We start from the raw sequence: 17419 nt of genomic DNA, 5'->3' as shown, positions 1-17419 counted from the left end.
GAGGGAGACTGTTTTTCGAACCGGTCGCCCATGAAACTGCTCGCCATCGACTGTGCCGCCAATCTCTGCGCCGCTTGCGTCTATGACGCATCGGGCGACAGAGAGCTCGGCCGCTCGGTACTCGATCTCGGCAAAGGCCACGCCGAACACCTGATGGCTGTCATTGACGAAGCGTTGAAAGCGGACGGCACCGATTATGCCGGCCTTGGCGCCGTTGCGGTCTCCATCGGTCCGGGTTCCTTCACCGGCCTGCGGGTGGGCGTCTCGGCGGCGCGCGGCCTGGCGCTGGCGCTGAAGATCCCGGCGATCGGGGTAACGACACTGGAGGCGCTGGCGGCCGAGGCGAGGGCGGCATTTCCCGGCCGCCCGATCCTGGCGGCTCTCGATGCAGGCCGCGAGGAGATCCATGCGGCGTTTTACGATGCGGAAGCGATTTTGCGCTATGGTCCGGCTGTGACCACACTTGCCCAAGCCGCGGGAATGGCGGCGGACAATCGTCCGGTGCTTGCCGGCACGGCCGCCGTGCAGATCGCAGCCGCGGCCGGTCGCGATTTCGATATCGGCCCGACGGCTGCCACCGCCGACATTGCCGTCTACGCCCGGCTCGCCGCTGCAAAAGGTGAGGGCGACAAGCCGAAGCCACTCTATCTGCGCGGCGCCGATGCCAAGGCGCAGGCCGGGTTCATCCTGTTGAGGCAGGAAAAGTGATGCGCATCCCTTTCCTCCAGCCGCGCCGCAGGGACTATGCGCTCGAGCCGCTGACCATCGCCGACAGCCCGGCAGCGTCGGTGCTGCACCGCGAGGATTTCGTCCGGCCCTGGACCGATGGCGAGTTCGCCGCGTTGCTCGAACAGGAAACCGTGTTCGGCTATGCCGCGCGCGAAATCGGCCAGGGCGCCAAGCCGCCGGTCGGCTTCGTGCTGGCCAGGCTTGCAGCCGGCGAGGGCGAGATTCTGACCGTGGCGGTGGCGCGCTCGCATCGCCGCCAGGGGCTCGGCTGGCAGTTGATGGACGCGGTACTGCGCGAATTGCATGCGCAGCGGGCCGAGGCGCTGTTCCTTGAGGTCGACGAGACCAATGTCGCTGCCATCGCCCTCTACCGGCGGCTGGGTTTCCGCCAGGTCGGCCACCGCGCCAATTATTACCGCTCGACCGAACATGGTCCTACCGGCGCGCTTGTCATGCGCCGCGATCTTCGCTAGCCAAAGTTTTGGGGCAGGGCCAAGCTGCATGATCGGAAAAATCAGGATTTTCCTGGCGCTGAGCCTCGTTGTCATCGGTTCGCTGGTCCTTGTGCCTTTGCAGCTGCTGTCGATGAAGACCGGAATCTGGCGCGAGACGGTCATTCTGAAGGCCTGGCACAGCCTCATCGTCCGGACGCTCGGCCTGCGCATCCATGTCAAAGGTGCGCTGTCCAGCCAGCGCCCGCTGCTGGTCGCCTCGAACCATATCTCCTGGACCGACATCATGGTGCTGGGCTCCTTTGCCGATGTGACCTTCATCGCTCGGGCGGACATGGAGGGATGGCCGCTGATCGGCTGGCTGTCGAAACTGCAGCGTACGGTCTTCATCGAACGCGAGCGCAAGCGGACAGCTGGCGACCAGGCCAGCGAGATCGCCAGCCGCATGGCCAAGGGCGACGCCATGGTGCTGTTTGCCGAGGGCTCTACCGGCGACGGCAACACCATCCTGCCGTTCAAGAGCACCTTGTTCGGCGCCGCCTCGATGGCGATTTCGGAAGGCACGGCCGAGCAGGTCTTCATCCAGCCGCTGGCGATTGCCTACACGCGGGTGCACGGCGTGCCTCTCGGCCGTCGCCACCGGCCGCTCGCTGCCTGGATCGGCGATCAGGACCTGATGCCGCATCTCAAGGTGCTGATGGCCGAAGGCGCCATTGACGTCGAGGTGCATTTCGGCGAGCCCATCGCCTTTTCCAAGGGCTCGAACCGCAAGGAAACGTCGAGGATGATGGAAAGCAAGGTGCGCGCCATGATGCAGGCCGCGCTCGCCGATCCCCGACCGAGCCGCTAGCGCAGGCCGGGCGCCTCCAGGCCGATGCCCGAGAATCGTCTGTTTTTTGTCACGGAAAGGCGTTAGAAGCCGCCGGATGGATTTGAACACGATAGAGCGGAACGAAACCGACAGCGCCTCGCAAAGCGCTGCTGCGGCGTCCGCCCCGGCCAAAAAGGTCTTCGTCAAGACCTATGGCTGCCAGATGAATGTCTATGACTCACAGCGCATGACCGATGCGCTGGCCGCCGACGGCTACACCGCGACCGATGTCATCGCCGACGCCGACCTGGTGCTGCTCAACACCTGCCATATCAGGGAGAAGGCGGCGGAAAAGGTCTATTCCGAGCTCGGCCGCATCCGCGACATGAAGGCTGAACGCGCAGCAGTTGGGCGCGAAATGCTGATCGGCGTCGCCGGTTGCGTCGCGCAGGCCGAAGGCGCGGAAATCATCCGCCGTTCGCCTGCTGTCGATCTGGTCATCGGCCCGCAGACCTATCACCGGCTGCCCGATGTGCTGGCCCGGGTGCGCGGCGGCGAGAAGATCGTCGAGACCGAATACGCCATCGAGGACAAGTTCGAGCATCTGCCGCAGCCGAAGCGTGCCGAAATGATCAAGCGCGGCGTCACCGCCTTCCTCACCGTGCAGGAAGGCTGCGACAAATTCTGCACCTTCTGCGTCGTGCCCTATACCAGGGGCTCGGAAGTGTCGCGGCCGGTGGCGCAGATCGTCGCCGAAGCCGAGCGGCTGGCCGATGCCGGTGTGCGCGAGGTGACGCTGCTGGGGCAGAACGTCAATGCATGGCACGGCAAGGGTGAGGATGGCATGGAATGGGGGCTTGGTCGCCTGCTGTTCCGGCTGGCCGAAATTCCTGGCCTGGCGCGGCTGCGCTACACCACCAGCCATCCGCGCGACATGGACGACGAATTGATCGCTGCCCATCGCGATCTCCCGGCTTTGATGCCTTATCTGCACCTGCCGGTGCAATCCGGGTCAGACCGCATCCTCAAGGCGATGAACCGCAGGCACACGGCCAAGGACTATCTGGCGCTGCTCGAGCGCATCCGCGCTGCACGCGGCGACATCGCGCTGTCCGGTGACTTCATCGTCGGCTTCCCCGGTGAAACCGAGGCGGATTTCGAGGCCACGATGGGTCTGGTGCGCCAGGTGAACTACGCCTCGGCCTTCTCGTTCAAATATTCGCCGCGTCCCGGCACGCCGGGCGCCGATATGCCCGATCACGTGCCGGAAGCGGTCAAGGATGAACGCTTGCAACAGCTGCAGGCATTGTTGCTCAAGCAGCAGCAGGATTTCGGCCTGGGCCTGGTCGGCAGCACCATCGAGACGCTGATCGAGAAGCCCGGCCGTCAGGCCGGCCAGAAGGTCGGCCGCTCGCCTTGGCTGCAGCCGGTTATTGTTGATGAAAAGGCCGGCGAAATCGGTGACATTATCCGGGTGCGAATCACGAAGACGGGCTACAATAGCCTGTTCGCCGAGTTGGCTTGATGGCCTCGGCAGATGAGGAGAGACGGTTGAGCGCTGCTGAAGTGAAGACTCTGCCCCAGAACCAGACATCCGGGGCCTCTGACATGGCGCACATCGTTCTGACTTTCGACAACAACAAGCTTGCCAGCGCCCTGTACGGCCAGTTCGACGAGAATTTGGCCCGGCTCGAGCAGAAGCTCGGCGTCGACATCCGCTCGCGCGGCAACCAACTGACCATCAAGGGCTCGGCCTCGGCGGCCGAGCAGGCGCGCCGCGCGCTCGACAATCTCTACGGCATTCTCCAGAAGGGCACCGATATCGGCCAGTCCGACGTCGATGGCGCCGTGCGCATGGCGATTGCCGCCGACGACCAGCTGACGCTGCCGACGCTGGAACGCAAGGGCAAGGTCTCGGCCGCCCAGATCTCCACCCGCAAGAAGACGATCTATGCCCGTTCGCTCAATCAGGACGCCTATATGCGGGCACTGGAGCGTTCGGAACTTGTCTTCGGCATTGGCCCGGCCGGCACCGGCAAGACCTATCTGGCGGTGGCGCATGCGGCGATGCTGCTCGAACGCGGCATGGTCGAGCGCATCATCCTGTCACGGCCGGCGGTCGAGGCCGGCGAGCGGCTGGGTTTTCTGCCCGGCGATATGAAGGAAAAGGTCGATCCGTATCTGCGGCCGCTCTATGACGCGCTTTACGACATGATGCCGGCCGACAAGGTCGAGCGCGCCATTGCCGCCGAGGTCATCGAGATCGCGCCGCTGGCCTTCATGCGCGGCCGCACGCTGGCGCATGCCGCCGTCATCCTCGACGAGGCGCAGAACACCACGCCGATGCAGATGAAGATGTTTTTGACCCGCCTCGGCGAGAATTCGCGCATGATCGTCACCGGCGATCCGACGCAGATCGATCTGCCTCCAAGCACCAAGTCGGGCCTCGTCGAAGCCTTGCGTGTCCTTGACGGCGTGGCCGGCGCGGTAACCGTGCGCTTCAACGATGTCGACGTTGTGCGCCACCCGCTGGTGGCCGAAATCGTCAGGGCCTATGACCGCGACGCCAAGCTGGCGCGCGGCCTAGGCGCCGAGAGCTGATGTGACGATGCGGGCTCATGCCTGAAGACATAAGACCTGGCGGCGGGGACAGTTCGGTTCCCGTCGAGATCGATATGTCGGTCGAGGCCGGCGACTGGCCCGATGAGGCGGCGCTGACGCGTCTGGTCGATCGCGCCGTGTCGGCTGCCTTTGCCGAAACCGCTGCTGCCGGTCCTTCCGAACTCAGCATCGTCTTTTCCAACGATGCCCATATCCGTACCCTCAATGCCGGCTGGCGCGACAAGGACAAGGCGACCAACGTCTTGTCTTTCCCGGCTTTTCCGTTCCCCAGGGGTGGCAAGCTGCCGCCCATGCTGGGTGACATCGTGCTGGCCGCCGAGACGGTGGCGCGCGAAGCAGCCCTGGAAGACAAGCCCTTCGAGAACCATATCACCCATCTCGTCATCCACGGCCTGCTGCATTTGCTGGGCTACGATCACGAGACCGATGCAGAGGCCGAGGAGATGGAAGCCATCGAGCGCTCAGCGCTCGCAAGGCTTGCCATTCCCGATCCCTACACGTAATGACAAAAGACCAATTGACCGGACGACGATGAACGACAAACCAGAAACTGCCGCCCGCCCCGAGGCTGGCAGTGCGACAAAGCCTTCCGATACGACGGAAGAGGGATCGAGTCCGAGTCCCAGTTCCGGCAGCCCCGCTTCTGGTAGCATTGCCAGCGAGCCATCGCCTGCCGGTCCGTCCCTGTTCGACCGCGTCTTGGGCCTTTTCAAGCAGCGGAACGGCACCAGTCTGCGCGAGGAAATCGCCGGCGCGCTTGCCGAAACGACCAGCGATGCCGGGTCTTTCTCGCCTGGCGAACGCGCCATGCTCAACAACATATTGCGCCTGCGCGAGGTACGCGTCGAGGACGTCATGGTGCCGCGCGCCGATATTGAGGCCGTCGAGATCACCACGACGTTGGGCGATCTGCTCGGTCTGTTCGAGCAGTCCGGCCATTCCCGCATGCCGGTCTATTCCGAGACGCTCGACGATCCGCGCGGCATGGTTCACATCCGCGACGTGCTGGCCCACATCACCAAGGTCGCCCGGGTCAAGAAGGGCAGAACATCCAGGAAGACGCCGGCAACGACGCTTCTCGACCTCGCCCAGGTCGATCTCGGCCGCACCATCGGCGACCTCAATCTGATCCGCCCGGTGCTGTTCGTGCCGCCCTCAATGCTTGCCTCCGACCTGATGGGCCATATGCAGACGACGCGAACCCAGATGGCGCTGGTCATCGACGAATATGGCGGCACCGATGGTCTCGCCTCGCTGGAAGACATCGTCGAGATGGTCGTCGGCGATATCGAGGACGAGCATGACGAGGACGAGCCGCTGATCACCCAGACCGGCGAGGGCGTGTTCGTCGTCGACGGCAAGGCCGAGATCGACGAGGTCGCCAAGATGATCGGCGAGGACTTTACCGCTGGTGAGCATGGTGAATATGTCGACACGATCGGCGGCATGATTTTCAACACGCTCGGTCGCGTGCCCGCGCGTGGTGAGGTTGTGCAAGCCATCCCCGGCTTCGAATTCCACGTGCTCGACGCCGATCCGCGCCGCGTCAAGCGGGTGCGCATCGTCCAGAACCAGAAGGGCGAGCGTCGCCGCCGCGTGACCGCCCCCCGCACCGAGCAGGCCTAGGACAGAACGTTGCCCGGCCGATGACGATCGACGATCCCTTCAAGCACTCAACCTTTGGCTCGGGTGTCTTCTACAAGGACCCGCGAGCCGCATTGAAATGGCTCGAAACGGCCTTCGGCTTCGAGCCGAGCATGGTGGTCAGCGACGCCGACGGACGGCTGGTCCATGCCGAAATGCGCTTTGGCGACGGCTACATCATCGTCGATTCCGAATGGGCCGATCATATTGCCAGTCCGGTAAGCGTCGCCGGCAAGAACACTCAGTCGGTCTGTGTGCGTCTGAAAGACGGCCTGGACGTGCATTGTGGGCGGGCAATGGCGGCTGGAGCCCAAATCGTCGAGGAGCCTGCCGACCATTTCTACGGCGAACGGCAGTATCGGGCGCGCGACCCCGAAGGGCATGTCTGGACCTTCACCCAGACCTTGCGCACGGTGCCGCGCGAGGAGGCCGAGCACCTGAGCGGGCTCACCATCGAGGGATGGCACCGATAGCGCAGCGATCGGCCGGTTCGCGTTTCAATAAATCTGATAAATCTTGGCTCCTGATTCGCGCGACCTGGGAAGTCTGTATGGAGCGCCTTGCCGGCCGGATAATTCTGCTTTGGGGCTGGCGGCGCGCGCTGGTGGCGTTTCTTGCCGGGGCGCTGGCGGTGCTCGCCCAGGCGCCTTACGATTTCTTCGCCGTCTGTTTCGTCTCGTTTCCACTGCTGGTCTGGCTGCTCGACGGCGTCACCGGCGAGGCTTCCGACGGCTGGCTCAGGCGCCTGCGGCCGGCTTTTGCCATCGGCTGGTGGTTCGGCTTCGGCTATTTCCTCGCCGGCCTGTGGTGGATCGGTGAGGCGCTTCTGGTCGAGGCCGACAGTTTCGCCTGGGCCTTACCCTTCGCGGTCGTCGGCATTCCTTTGGCGCTGGCATTTTTCTACGGCTTCGCCACCGTCGTCGCGCGGCTGTTATGGACCAACGACATTGGCCGCATTGCCGCCCTTGCCTCTGCTTTTGGCCTGACGGAATGGCTGCGCGGCTTCCTGTTCACCGGCTTTCCCTGGAATGCCGTCGGTTATGCGGCGATGCCCGTGCCGCTGTTGATGCAAAGCGTGTCGGTGACCGGCATGGTCGGCATGAACGCGCTGGCGGTATTTGTCTTCGCCATGCCGGCCTTGCTTGCAGCACGCCGGCATGTCCGTCTCGGTGTGGTCCTGCTTGCCATTCTCGTCGCCGCCCATGCTGGCTTCGGCTATGTCAGGCTCGCGACCCCCGACAAGCCGACAACCCGCACTCTCGATGTCCGTATCGTGCAACCGGATGTCGACCTCAGCGAAAAATGGGACGCCTCGGTGCGCGACCGCATCTTCGCCACGATGATGGGCCTGTCGGCCGCAGCGCCCGATCCCGGCAATAGCAAACCGCAGTTGATCCTGTGGCCGGAGACCTCGGTACCCTTCCTGTTCACTGAGCGTCCGGACGCGCTGACCGCGCTCGGCGACATGCTGCAGCCTGGTCAGATGCTGATTGCCGGCGTCGTGCGCGAGGAGCGCGGATCCGGGGCGGATGCCGACAGCCGCTACTACAATTCGGTGGTGGCGATCGATGACAAGGGCGAAATCGCTGATGCCGTCGACAAGGTCCATCTGGTGCCGTTCGGCGAGTATCTGCCGTTTTCCGGTCTGCTCAGCCGCTTCGGCATCGGACAGCTCGTCGCCGGGCCGATGAACTTCGCCGCCGGCAACGAGCGCCATCCGATCGCTCTGCCCGGCGGCATCAGCGCCTTGCCGTTTATTTGCTACGAGGTGATCTTTCCTGATCTTGTGACTGTTGACGCAACGTCATCCCAGCTTATTGTAAACGTCACCAACGACGCATGGTTCGGCGACACGCCTGGGCCGTACCAGCATTTCAGGCAGGCTCAGATTCGCGCGGTGGAAAACGGATTGCCGCTGTTGCGCGCCGCCAACAACGGCATTTCCGCCGTTGTCGATACGCGGGGACGCATCGTCGACGCATTGGCGGTCGATGCACGTGGCGCCATCGACGTGCGGGTGCCGATCTCCGGCCAAGCCTTCATCTCCGCCGCGGGGCGGCGCATTAACGGAATGCTGATCATGTTGGTGTTTGCCGCAATCGCCCTCAGCTTGAACGTAAGGCAACGGCTACGGGTGAATTGACAGTCGACACATTAGAAACTCATACTGTTGCCGCCTAATTTTCTCGAAGTCGGTTGGTGTTTCTGTTGGGGCAGTTGGCTCCGGCTTCGTTTGGGCGAGAAAAATAGAAAAGGCCGGAAAAATTCGGCGAGGAAAAAATGACAGAAGAAAACAAGAAGAAACCGAATCCGATCGACATCCATGTCGGAAGTCGCGTCCGCCTTCGGCGCAATATGCTTGGAATGAGCCAGGAAAAGCTTGGTGAAAATCTCGGTATTACGTTTCAGCAGATCCAAAAATATGAAAAAGGAACGAACCGCGTCGGCGCCAGCCGTCTGCAGGCAATAGCCTCGATACTCAGCGTGCCTGTCGCCTTCTTTTTCGAGGATGCGCCAGGGCAGGAGCCGGTGGGTAATAGAGGATTTGCCGAGGACACTTCGATGGCTTTCGCCGTCGAATTCTGCGGCAGTCCGGAAGGGCTTCAGCTCAACCGCGCGTTCGTCAAGATCGCGGATGTGAAGGTGCGCCGCCGGATTATCGACCTTGTGAAGTCCCTTTCTGCCGAAGATGCCGAGTGATTCGGTGGGTCGATTGACCCATTGGCCCCAGTAATCCCCCGGGCCCGAGTAGCCCAGAGGCTCGACTGCCGGCGGCGCCAAGCCGCCGGTGGTACAAGATATATTGCTGCGGCACTCATGCCAGAACCGCGGCACCGCTTGACGAGCGGCGCCCGGCACCGTTAACACGTGGCGCGCCAAAATCGGCAGCCCTGCCGATCGTTTTTTCAAGAGGGGACACCCGTGACGCGGCAGAACTACTTCTTCACCTCGGAATCCGTGGCCGAGGGTCATCCCGATAAAGTCTGTGACCGCATCTCGGACGAGATCGTCGATCTGGTCTATCGCGAGGCCAAGAAGACCGGCATGGACCCGTGGAAAGTCCGCGTCGCCTGCGAGACGCTCGCAACCACCAACCGCGTCGTCATCGCCGGCGAAGTAAGGGTTCCCGATACTCTGCTGAAGCGGGACAAAGCCGGCAACATCCTCAAGGACGCCGCCGGGCATTCGGTCGTCAACCCGGCCAAGTTCAAGTCGGTCGCCCGCAAGGCGATCCGCGAAATCGGCTACGAGCAGGCCGGCTTCCACTGGAAGACGGCAAAGATCGAGGTTCTGCTGCACGGCCAGTCGCCCGACATCGGCCAGGGAGTCGACAACGCCGCCGACCGCCAGGGCGAAGAGGGTGCCGGCGACCAGGGCATCATGTTCGGCTATGCCTGCCGCGAGACCCCGGACCTGATGCCGGCGCCGATCTATTACAGCCACAAGATTCTCGAACTGCTCGCCGCTGCCCGTCACGAAAACAACGGCGAAGCCGGCAAGCTCGGACCCGACGCCAAGAGCCAGGTCACCGTTCGCTATGTCGATGGCAAAGCCGCCGAAGCGACGCAGATCGTGCTGTCGACGCAGCATCTCGACGCGACCTGGGATTCCAAGAAGGTCCGCAAGGTGGTTGAGCCTTACATCCGTGAGGCGCTCGGCGACCTCAAGATCGCCGACGATTGCATGTGGTACATCAACCCGACGGGCAAGTTCGTCATCGGTGGACCGGACGGCGACGCCGGCCTGACCGGCCGCAAGATCATCGTCGACACCTACGGTGGTGCTGCCCCGCACGGCGGCGGCGCCTTCTCCGGCAAGGACACCACCAAGGTCGACCGCTCCGCCGCCTATGCGGCGCGCTATCTCGCCAAAAATGTAGTGGCGGCCAAGCTCGCCGACCGCTGCACCATCCAGCTGTCCTACGCCATCGGCGTTGCCCAGCCGCTGTCGGTCTATGTCGACCTGCACGGCACCGGCAAGGTCGACGAGGCCAAGCTCGAGGAAGCGCTGCGCACGGTGATGGATTTGTCGCCATCCGGCATCCGCAGGCATCTCGACCTCAACAAGCCGATCTACGCAAAGACCTCGTCCTACGGCCATTTCGGCCGCAAGGCCGGCCGAGACGGGTCCTTCTCCTGGGAAAAGACCGATCTGGCCAAGGCGCTCAAGGACGCGATCGCTGCTTAGGCATGATTCCAAAAAGTGGTACCGGTTTTTTGGAAAAGATCATGCTCCAACAAAGGATTAGATTGAGATGAGATTTCAGCCAAATCTCATCTCAATCCCAAATCTCATCTCAATCTAAGCGCGGCGCGCGACCAGGCCATGGATCCACAGGACAGGCGGAGCCGCGCGACCGAAGGGTTCTTCGGCCGCCGGCACGGCAAGACCATTCGCCCGCAGCAGGCCGCGGCGCTGGAAAGCGGTCTTGGAGCGTATGGCCTCGACCTCTCCGTCCAGGCACCGGCAGAATTGCGCGCGCTATTCTCAGCGGATGTTTCAACGGTTCGGCTGGAAATCGGCTTCGGCGGCGGTGAGCATCTGCTGCACCGTGCCAGGGAGGCACCGGCGACCGGCTTCATCGGTGCCGAGCCGTTCGTCAACGGCATGGCCAAGCTGATGATGGCGGTGCGGGAAAAGCCGCTTGCCAATCTTCGCGTTTATGATGACGACGCCACGCGCCTGCTCGATTGGTTGCCGCAGGCGTCGCTCGACGGCATCGATCTGCTCTACCCCGATCCCTGGCCGAAGAAAAAGCACTGGAAGCGGCGTTTCGTCAGCCCGCTCAACCTCGATCGGTTCGCGCGCGTGCTGAAGCCGGGCGGAAAATTCCGCTTCGCATCCGACATCGACACCTATGTGAACTGGACCTTGTTGCACTGTCGGGCGCATGGCGCGCTCCTCTGGCAGGCGCAAGGTGGGGCCGACTGGCATCGGCCCTATGAAGGCTGGCCGGGCACACGCTACGAGGCGAAAGCCATTCGCGAGGGCCGACGGCCGGCCTATCTCACCTTCATCAGAAAATAGTTCGATGCGGGAAAGTGTCCCGCATCGACAGCCGGTCTGGCTTCAGAAACGGCCGATCTTGCCGAAAGCGGTCGGGTCCATGCCAAGCCGGCGCAGATCGTTGGCGCGCGGCTTGCGGCCGGCTTCGACGGCCCGCGAGGCGGCAACGGCGCTGCCGAACAGAGCAAAGGCGTCGCCTATGGCGGAAAACACGGTGCGGTTGCTCATTGTCTTGACCTTTCGCGCGCCACCGCGCTCATCTTTGATTTGTGCAGTGCAACATAGATAGGGATGTGAAATCCGGGATCACAGGGCCGTTACCGCATAGCCGGCATGCGCCGCGCGCAATCCTGCGAGCCGTCGCCGGCTGCACTCTGCCCGGCCCGTCAACAGACTTGAAACACTGGCCGGGATCGTCTATATCAACCTCAAATTCTTGGTCGGTATGACGAAGAGTGGGTCCACCCGGTCCCGCTCTTTTTTATTACCTGCCGGTCAGCCATCAGCAAATAGATGGTTCGGGACGACGATCATCCTGATCCAGAGAACGACAGGAACCGCATGACTGCAACGGCAAGCGAAGCCGACGACCGCATCATCCGCGAAAGCGGTATCGATGCGCGCATCGCGCTGATCGTTCAGCCGGTGTTGCGAGGCATTGGCTTCCGCCTCGTGCGGGTGCATCTGTCGGGCCAGAACGGCCTGACGCTGCAGATCATGGCCGAACGCGAGGACGGCACCATGACCGTCGAGGATTGCGAAGAGGTCAGCCGCGCTGTGTCGCCGGCGCTCGACGTCGATGACCCGATCGAGAAGGCCTATCATCTCGAAGTGTCGTCGCCGGGCATCGACCGGCCGCTGGTACGCAAGTCGGATTTCGTCACCTGGACCGGCCATCTGGTGAAGATGGAAACCTCGGTGCCGGTCGCCGACCGCAAGCGCTTCAAGGGCAAGATCGCCGAAGCCGGCGAAGACGACATGCTGCTCGAGCGCGACAAGGCCGCCTACGGCGAAGAGCCGACGGTTCGCATTCCTTATGACGCGATCGCCGATGTGCGGCTGATCCTCACCGACGACCTTATTCGCGATGCCCTTTCGAAGGACAACCGGGAACGCAAGGAAGCCAAGAAACGCCGCGGCGAAGCTGATGATGCACCCGAAGGTGCTGAAGGCGGCGCGGAAGACGAAATCGAACAGGAACTATGATGAGCGGCCGGGCCTAAAAGCTCGGCAACAAGCTCGGGAGAAATAAGATGGTTGTAAGCGCCAACAGACTTGAACTGCTGCAGATCGCCGACGCGGTGGCGCGTGAAAAGTCGATCGACAAGTCGATCGTCATTGCCGCCATGGCTGATGCAATCCAGAAGGCCGCGCGCTCGCGCTACGGCCAGGAAACCAACATCCGCGCCGACATCAACGCCAACACCGGCGAGATGAAGCTGCAGCGGCTGATGGAAGTGGTCGAGAAGGTCGACGACTACGCCACCCAGATCGCCATTTCCTCGGCCCGCGAGCGCAATCCGGACGCCCAGCTTGGCGACTTCATCGCCGAACAGCTGCCGCCAATGGATTTCGGCCGCATCGCCGCCCAGTCAGCCAAGCAGGTCATCGTGCAGAAAGTGCGCGAGGCCGAGCGCGACCGCCAGTATGACGAATACAAGGACCGCATCGGCGAGATCGTCAACGGCACCGTCAAGCGCGTCGAATATGGCAACGTCATCGTCGATCTCGGCCGTGGCGAGGCGATTATCCGCCGCGACGAGCTGATCCCGCGTGAAAACTACAAGTACGGCGACCGCGTCCGCGCCTATGTCTACGACGTGCGCCGCGAACAGCGCGGCCCGCAGATATTCCTGTCGCGCACCCATCCGCAGTTCATGGCCAAGCTCTTCACCATGGAAGTGCCGGAAATCTATGACGGCATCATCGAGATCAAGTCGGTCGCCCGCGACCCAGGCTCGCGCGCTAAGATCGCCGTCATTTCGCGTGACTCGTCGATCGATCCGGTCGGCGCCTGCGTCGGTATGCGCGGCAGCCGCGTCCAGGCGGTGGTCGGCGAATTGCAGGGCGAAAAGATCGACATCATTCCGTGGTCGCCTTCGGCCGCCTCCTTCATCGTCAACGCGCTGCAGCCGGCGGAAGTCGCCAAGGTCGTGCTCGACGAGGATGCCGAGCGCATCGAAGTGGTGGTTCCCGACGACCAGCTGTCGCTGGCCATCGGCCGTCGCGGCCAGAACGTGCGTCTTGCCTCGCAGCTCACCGGCTGGGACATCGACATCCTGACCGAGGCCGAGGAGTCCGAGCGCCGCCAGAAGGAATTCGTCGAACGCTCGTCGCTGTTCATGGAAGCCCTTGATGTCGACGAGATGGTCGGCCAGGTGTTGGCCTCCGAAGGCTTCACCAGCGTCGAGGAAGTTGCCTATGTCGATTCGGGCGAGATCGCCTCGATCGACGGTTTCGACGAAGACACCGCTTCGGAGATCCAGACCCGCGCCCGCGAATATCTGGAGAAGATCGAAGCCGAGCATGACGACAAGCGCAAGGCGCTGGGCGTCACCGACGAACTGCGCGAGATCCCTGGCGTCACCACCGCCATGATGGTGACGCTCGGCGAGGATGGCGTGAAGACGATCGAGGATTTCGCCGGCTATGCCGCCGACGACCTGACCGGCTGGAAGGAACGCAAGGACGGCGAGACCAAGGTATTCCCGGGTGTGCTCGCCAATCACGGCGTGTCGCGCGCTGACGCCGAGCAGATGGTTCTGGCAGCCCGCCTCAAGGCCGGCTGGATCACCGAAGACGAGCTTGCAGCCGAACAGGTCCCGGCTGACGAAGCCGTTGGTGCGTGAGGTGAAACCGCATCGCACACAACCCGCCCCCGGACGAGATGAACGATCGCACCTGCATCGTCACGCGCAAGCAAGCCGAGCCGGATGAGCTGATCCGTTTCGTCGTCGGCCCGGATTCGGCCGTCGTTCCTGACCTGAAGAGAAATCTGCCCGGCCGTGGTTGTTGGGTGAGCGCCGACCGCCTACATATCGACAAGGCGGCGGCGAAGAACCTGTTTGCCCGCGCCTTCAAGGCGCAGGTCGTCGTGCCGCCCGATCTCGGCGGCATGGTCGACGGACTGCTTGCACGATCCGCTTTGGGTATGCTTGGCCTTGCCCGCAAGGCTGGCTCGATCGCACTCGGCGCAACCAAGGTCGAGAGCGCGGTGCGCTCGGGGTCGGCGCTTTTCGTGCTCCACGCGACCGAGGCATCCGACGATGGCGTGCGCAAGATCAGTCAGGCGCGGCGGGCAACTGTCCACCTCGGCGGGCCGGCAGTCCTTGCCTACAAACTTTTCTCCGAGGCCGAGTTGAGCTTGGCATTGGGGGGTACAAATGTGATACATGCTGCCGTTCTCGCGGGAGACGCGGGCAAGGCGGTTGAGAGGCGCATGGTTGCGCTCGACCGATATCGGGGCGGAACCCCCGACGATCTGGCAATGCTTGCGGCCGTTGCTGACGAAGATGATGCTGCAGAGGATATGGAATGAGCGATACGAAATCGGGCGACGATAAGACGTTGAGTGTTACACCGAAGAAGACCTTGACGCTGAAGCGCCCCGGTACCGAGCAGAGCGTCGTGCGACAGAATTTCTCGCATGGCCGCACCAAGCAGGTCCAGGTCGAGATCAAGAAGCGTAAATTCTCCATGCCCGGCGACAAGCCGGAGCCGGTGGCTGCACCCGTATTTACGCCCAAGCCCGCGGTAGTGGCAGCCCCCGTCGTGCAGGAAGCGCCCAAGGCGCCGCCTCCGCCGCCGCCGGCCGAACGCGGCGGCATGGTGCTGAACGAACTGTCGCGCAATGAAATGGAAGCGCGCCGCAGGGCGCTCGAAGGCTCCAAGGTTCGCGACGTCGAGGACCGCCAACGCGCCATCGAAGAGGCCAAGCGCCGCAACGAGGATGAGGAACGCCGCAAGCGCGAGCGCGAGGAATCCGCGCGCCGTCAGGCCGAGGAAGAAGCCCGCCTGCAGACCGAGGCCGAGTCCCGCCGCCGCGCCGAGGAAGAAGCGCGCCGCCGCGCGCCGCAGGCTGCCGAGCTTGTGGCATCGGACGACGAGGAAGAGGTCAAGCCGAAGCGCACCGCCGCCGGCGCCCCGGTACGCCGTCCGGTTACGCCCGAAGTGGCGCGCCCGGCCAAGCCGACCAAGGCCGAGGAAGACCGTCGTCGCGGCAAGCTGACCCTCAACACGGCGCTTTCCGACGAGGACGCGCGCGCCCGCTCGCTGTCGTCGATGCGTCGCCGCCAGGAAAAATTCAAGCGCGCGATGCATAATGAGCCGCGCGAGAAGGTTATGCGCGAAGTGATCCTGCCTGAAACGATCACCATCCAGGAACTGGCGCAGCGCATGTCCGAGCGCGCTGTCGATGTGGTTAAGTACTTCATGAAGCAGGGCCAGATCCTGAAGCCGGGCGACATCATCGACGCCGACACGGCCGAGCTGGTCGCCACCGAATTCGGCCACACGGTCCGCCGCGTCGCCGAGTCCGACATCGAGGAAGGCCTGTTCAACATTGCCGACAATGCCGAGGACCTGGTGTCGCGGCCGCCTGTCGTGACCATCATGGGCCATGTCGACCACGGCAAGACCTCGCTGCTCGACGCCATCCGCAATGCCAATGTCGTCTCCGGCGAAGCCGGCGGCATCACCCAGCATATCGGCGCCTACCAGGTCGAGAAGAACGGTCAGAAGATCACCTTCATCGACACGCCCGGTCACGCCGCCTTCACGGCGATGCGCGCCCGCGGCGCTCAGGCGACCGACATCGCCATCCTGGTGGTGGCGGCCGACGACAGCGTCATGCCGCAGACCATCGAATCGATCAGCCATGCCAAGGCGGCCGGCGTTCCGATCATCGTGGCGATCAACAAGATCGACAAGCATGATGCCGATCCGCAGAAGGTGCGGTCGGAACTGCTGCGCCATGAGGTGTTCGTCGAATCGATGGGCGGTGAAGTGCTGGACGTCGAAGTGTCGGCGACCAAGGGCACCAACCTCGACAAGCTGCTCGAGGCGATCCTGCTGCAGGCCGAAATCCTCGACCTCAAGGCCAATCCGGACCGTACCGCCGAGGGCGTGGTCATCGAAGCCCAGCTCGACAAGGGCCGTGGCCCCGTCGCCACCGTACTGGTGCAGACCGGCACTTTGATGCCGGGCGACATCCTCGTCGCCGGCAACGAATGGGGCCGGGTGCGCGCGCTGGTCAACGACCATGGCGAGCAGATCAAGGAGGCGCCGCCGGCAATGCCGGTCGAGGTGCTCGGCCTGCAAGGCACGCCGCAAGCCGGCGACCGCTTCGCTGTCGTCAACAACGAGGCCCGCGCCCGTGAGATCACCGAATATCGCCAGCGTCTGGCGCGCGAGAAGGCAGTGGCTCGCCATGCCGGCCAGCGCGGCTCGCTCGAACAGATGATGTCGCAGCTGCAGACGAGCGGGTTGAAGGAATTCCCGCTGGTCATCAAGGGCGACGTGCAGGGTTCGATCGAGGCGATCAACGCCGCTCTCGACAAGCTTGGCACCGACGAGGTGCGTGCGCGCATCGTTCATGCCGGCGCCGGCGCCATCACCGAAAGCGACGTGTCGCTGGCGGAGACCTCGGGGGCCGCGATCATCGGCTTCAACGTCCGTGCCAACGTGCAGGCACGTGCGGCCGCGGCGGCCGCGGGCATCGAAATCCGCTACTACTCGATCATCTACAACCTCGTCGACGATGTGAAGGCAGCACTTTCCGGCCTGCTGTCGCCGGAACGCCGCGAGACCTTCATCGGCAATGCCGAGATCCTCGAGATCTTTGACATCACCAAGGTCGGCAAGATCGCCGGCTGCCGTGTCACCGAAGGCAAGGTCGAGCGTGGAGCGGGCGTGCGCCTGATCCGCGACAACGTCGTCATCCACGAAGGTACGCTGAAGACCCTCAAGCGCTTCAAGGATGAAGTCGCGGAAGTTCCGGGCGGCCAGGAGTGCGGCATGGCCTTCCAGAACTACGAGGACATGCGCGTCGGCGACATCATCGAGTGCTTCCGCGTCGAGATGGTGACCCGGACGCTCTGAGTTCGTATACTGTCGATACGACCGGGCGGTGGTCGAAAGACCGCCGCCCTAACTT

Annotated in this window: 17 protein-coding genes; 16 read left to right on the top strand and 1 reads right to left on the bottom strand. The window is 63.4% G+C overall.

Annotated elements, in window-relative coordinates:
* Window positions 1-30: 30 nt before the first annotated feature.
* The 12 genes from tsaB (at window position 31) to X757_RS145645 (ending at window position 11286) form a co-directional block, all read left to right on the top strand.
* Window positions 31-708, top strand: a complete 678-nt coding sequence (tsaB, locus tag X757_RS145590) for a tRNA (adenosine(37)-N6)-threonylcarbamoyltransferase complex dimerization subunit type 1 TsaB (RefSeq protein ID WP_023711441.1) — start codon at window positions 31-33, stop codon at window positions 706-708.
* Entirely contained in the window at window positions 708-1202 is a 495-nt protein-coding gene (gene rimI / locus X757_RS145595; RefSeq protein ID WP_023669542.1) for a ribosomal protein S18-alanine N-acetyltransferase, read from the top strand. Before tsaB ends, rimI begins: the two co-directional genes overlap by 1 nt.
* Window positions 1203-1230: 28 nt before the next feature.
* Complete coding sequence (locus tag X757_RS145600) at window positions 1231-2031, top strand: 1-acyl-sn-glycerol-3-phosphate acyltransferase (protein WP_023726869.1); 801 nt, start codon at window positions 1231-1233, stop codon at window positions 2029-2031.
* 76 nt (window positions 2032-2107) lie between these two features.
* Window positions 2108-3517, top strand: a complete 1410-nt coding sequence (miaB, locus tag X757_RS145605; protein WP_023726868.1) for a tRNA (N6-isopentenyl adenosine(37)-C2)-methylthiotransferase MiaB — start codon at window positions 2108-2110, stop codon at window positions 3515-3517.
* Between the two features lie 83 nt (window positions 3518-3600).
* On the top strand, window positions 3601-4593 hold the full coding sequence (locus tag X757_RS145610; RefSeq protein WP_027049340.1) for a PhoH family protein: 993 nt from the start codon (window positions 3601-3603) through the stop codon (window positions 4591-4593).
* Window positions 4594-4610: 17 nt separating this feature from the next.
* Window positions 4611-5117: an rRNA maturation RNase YbeY gene (gene ybeY, locus X757_RS145615; protein ID WP_023726867.1), complete on the top strand. Its 507-nt coding sequence runs from the start codon at window positions 4611-4613 to the stop codon at window positions 5115-5117.
* A gap of 28 nt (window positions 5118-5145) precedes the next feature.
* Window positions 5146-6240 (top strand): hemolysin family protein, encoded by a 1095-nt coding sequence (locus X757_RS145620; protein ID WP_023726866.1) that lies wholly within the window; start codon window positions 5146-5148, stop codon window positions 6238-6240.
* Between the two features lie 20 nt (window positions 6241-6260).
* Window positions 6261-6731 carry a VOC family protein gene (locus X757_RS145625; RefSeq protein ID WP_023726865.1) on the top strand — a complete coding sequence of 157 codons (471 nt, stop codon included), beginning with the start codon at window positions 6261-6263 and terminating at the stop codon, window positions 6729-6731.
* A 77-nt stretch (window positions 6732-6808) separates the two neighbouring features.
* Window positions 6809-8401, top strand: a complete 1593-nt coding sequence (lnt, locus tag X757_RS145630; protein WP_023726864.1) for an apolipoprotein N-acyltransferase — start codon at window positions 6809-6811, stop codon at window positions 8399-8401.
* 137 nt (window positions 8402-8538) lie between these two features.
* The gene (locus X757_RS145635) at window positions 8539-8958 is read left to right on the top strand and encodes a helix-turn-helix domain-containing protein (protein ID WP_023669550.1); all 420 of its coding nucleotides are present in this window, start codon (window positions 8539-8541) and stop codon (window positions 8956-8958) included.
* 222 nt (window positions 8959-9180) lie between these two features.
* Window positions 9181-10446 (top strand): methionine adenosyltransferase, encoded by a 1266-nt coding sequence (gene metK, locus X757_RS145640; RefSeq protein WP_023669551.1) that lies wholly within the window; start codon window positions 9181-9183, stop codon window positions 10444-10446.
* A gap of 138 nt (window positions 10447-10584) precedes the next feature.
* Window positions 10585-11286 (top strand): tRNA (guanosine(46)-N(7))-methyltransferase TrmB, encoded by a 702-nt coding sequence (locus tag X757_RS145645; RefSeq protein WP_023726863.1) that lies wholly within the window; start codon window positions 10585-10587, stop codon window positions 11284-11286.
* A 42-nt stretch (window positions 11287-11328) separates the two neighbouring features.
* On the opposite strand, the gene X757_RS1000000166750 is transcribed toward X757_RS145645, so the two are convergent.
* On the bottom strand, window positions 11329-11493 hold the full coding sequence (locus X757_RS1000000166750) for a hypothetical protein (RefSeq protein WP_023669553.1): 165 nt from the start codon (window positions 11491-11493) through the stop codon (window positions 11329-11331).
* Window positions 11494-11826: 333 nt separating this feature from the next.
* On the opposite strand from X757_RS1000000166750, the gene rimP reads away from it, so the two are divergent.
* The 4 genes from rimP to infB are packed head-to-tail and all read left to right on the top strand — an operon-like array spanning window position 11827 to window position 17364.
* The gene (gene rimP / locus X757_RS145650; RefSeq protein ID WP_023669554.1) at window positions 11827-12471 is read left to right on the top strand and encodes a ribosome maturation factor RimP; all 645 of its coding nucleotides are present in this window, start codon (window positions 11827-11829) and stop codon (window positions 12469-12471) included.
* Window positions 12472-12518: 47 nt separating this feature from the next.
* Complete coding sequence (gene nusA / locus X757_RS145655; RefSeq protein WP_023669555.1) at window positions 12519-14114, top strand: transcription termination factor NusA; 1596 nt, start codon at window positions 12519-12521, stop codon at window positions 14112-14114.
* Between the two features lie 38 nt (window positions 14115-14152).
* Window positions 14153-14803, top strand: a complete 651-nt coding sequence (locus tag X757_RS145660; protein ID WP_023726862.1) for an RNA-binding protein — start codon at window positions 14153-14155, stop codon at window positions 14801-14803.
* Window positions 14800-17364 carry a translation initiation factor IF-2 gene (infB, locus tag X757_RS145665; RefSeq protein WP_023726861.1) on the top strand — a complete coding sequence of 855 codons (2565 nt, stop codon included), beginning with the start codon at window positions 14800-14802 and terminating at the stop codon, window positions 17362-17364. Before X757_RS145660 ends, infB begins: the two co-directional genes overlap by 4 nt.
* Window positions 17365-17419: the final 55 nt, after the last annotated feature.

The organism is Mesorhizobium sp. LSHC412B00 (assembly GCF_000503035.1).
In the GTDB taxonomy this organism is placed as follows: Bacteria; Pseudomonadota; Alphaproteobacteria; order Rhizobiales; family Rhizobiaceae; genus Mesorhizobium.
Note: the sequence above shows the minus strand (reverse complement) of the source record. Positions and strands in the feature narration are given on the sequence as shown.

What these genes read in the sequence shown, in the direction of transcription:
- X757_RS145620 (WP_023726866.1), top strand. Translation starts at nt 5,146, where the DNA reads ATGAACGACAAACCAGAAACTGCCGCCCGCCCCGAGGCTGGCAGTGCG.
- rimP (WP_023669554.1), top strand. Translation starts at nt 11,827, where the DNA reads ATGACTGCAACGGCAAGCGAAGCCGACGACCGCATCATCCGCGAAAGC.
- tsaB (WP_023711441.1), top strand. Translation starts at nt 31, where the DNA reads ATGAAACTGCTCGCCATCGACTGTGCCGCCAATCTCTGCGCCGCTTGC.
- X757_RS145600 (WP_023726869.1), top strand. Translation starts at nt 1,231, where the DNA reads ATGATCGGAAAAATCAGGATTTTCCTGGCGCTGAGCCTCGTTGTCATC.
- X757_RS145610 (WP_027049340.1), top strand. Translation starts at nt 3,601, where the DNA reads ATGGCGCACATCGTTCTGACTTTCGACAACAACAAGCTTGCCAGCGCC.
- miaB (WP_023726868.1), top strand. Translation starts at nt 2,108, where the DNA reads ATGGATTTGAACACGATAGAGCGGAACGAAACCGACAGCGCCTCGCAA.
- infB (WP_023726861.1), top strand. Translation starts at nt 14,800, where the DNA reads ATGAGCGATACGAAATCGGGCGACGATAAGACGTTGAGTGTTACACCG.
- ybeY (WP_023726867.1), top strand. Translation starts at nt 4,611, where the DNA reads ATGCCTGAAGACATAAGACCTGGCGGCGGGGACAGTTCGGTTCCCGTC.
- X757_RS1000000166750 (WP_023669553.1), bottom strand. Translation starts at nt 11,493, where the DNA reads ATGAGCAACCGCACCGTGTTTTCCGCCATAGGCGACGCCTTTGCTCTG.
- X757_RS145625 (WP_023726865.1), top strand. Translation starts at nt 6,261, where the DNA reads ATGACGATCGACGATCCCTTCAAGCACTCAACCTTTGGCTCGGGTGTC.
- rimI (WP_023669542.1), top strand. Translation starts at nt 708, where the DNA reads ATGCGCATCCCTTTCCTCCAGCCGCGCCGCAGGGACTATGCGCTCGAG.
- nusA (WP_023669555.1), top strand. Translation starts at nt 12,519, where the DNA reads ATGGTTGTAAGCGCCAACAGACTTGAACTGCTGCAGATCGCCGACGCG.
- X757_RS145645 (WP_023726863.1), top strand. Translation starts at nt 10,585, where the DNA reads ATGGATCCACAGGACAGGCGGAGCCGCGCGACCGAAGGGTTCTTCGGC.
- X757_RS145660 (WP_023726862.1), top strand. Translation starts at nt 14,153, where the DNA reads ATGAACGATCGCACCTGCATCGTCACGCGCAAGCAAGCCGAGCCGGAT.
- X757_RS145635 (WP_023669550.1), top strand. Translation starts at nt 8,539, where the DNA reads ATGACAGAAGAAAACAAGAAGAAACCGAATCCGATCGACATCCATGTC.
- lnt (WP_023726864.1), top strand. Translation starts at nt 6,809, where the DNA reads ATGGAGCGCCTTGCCGGCCGGATAATTCTGCTTTGGGGCTGGCGGCGC.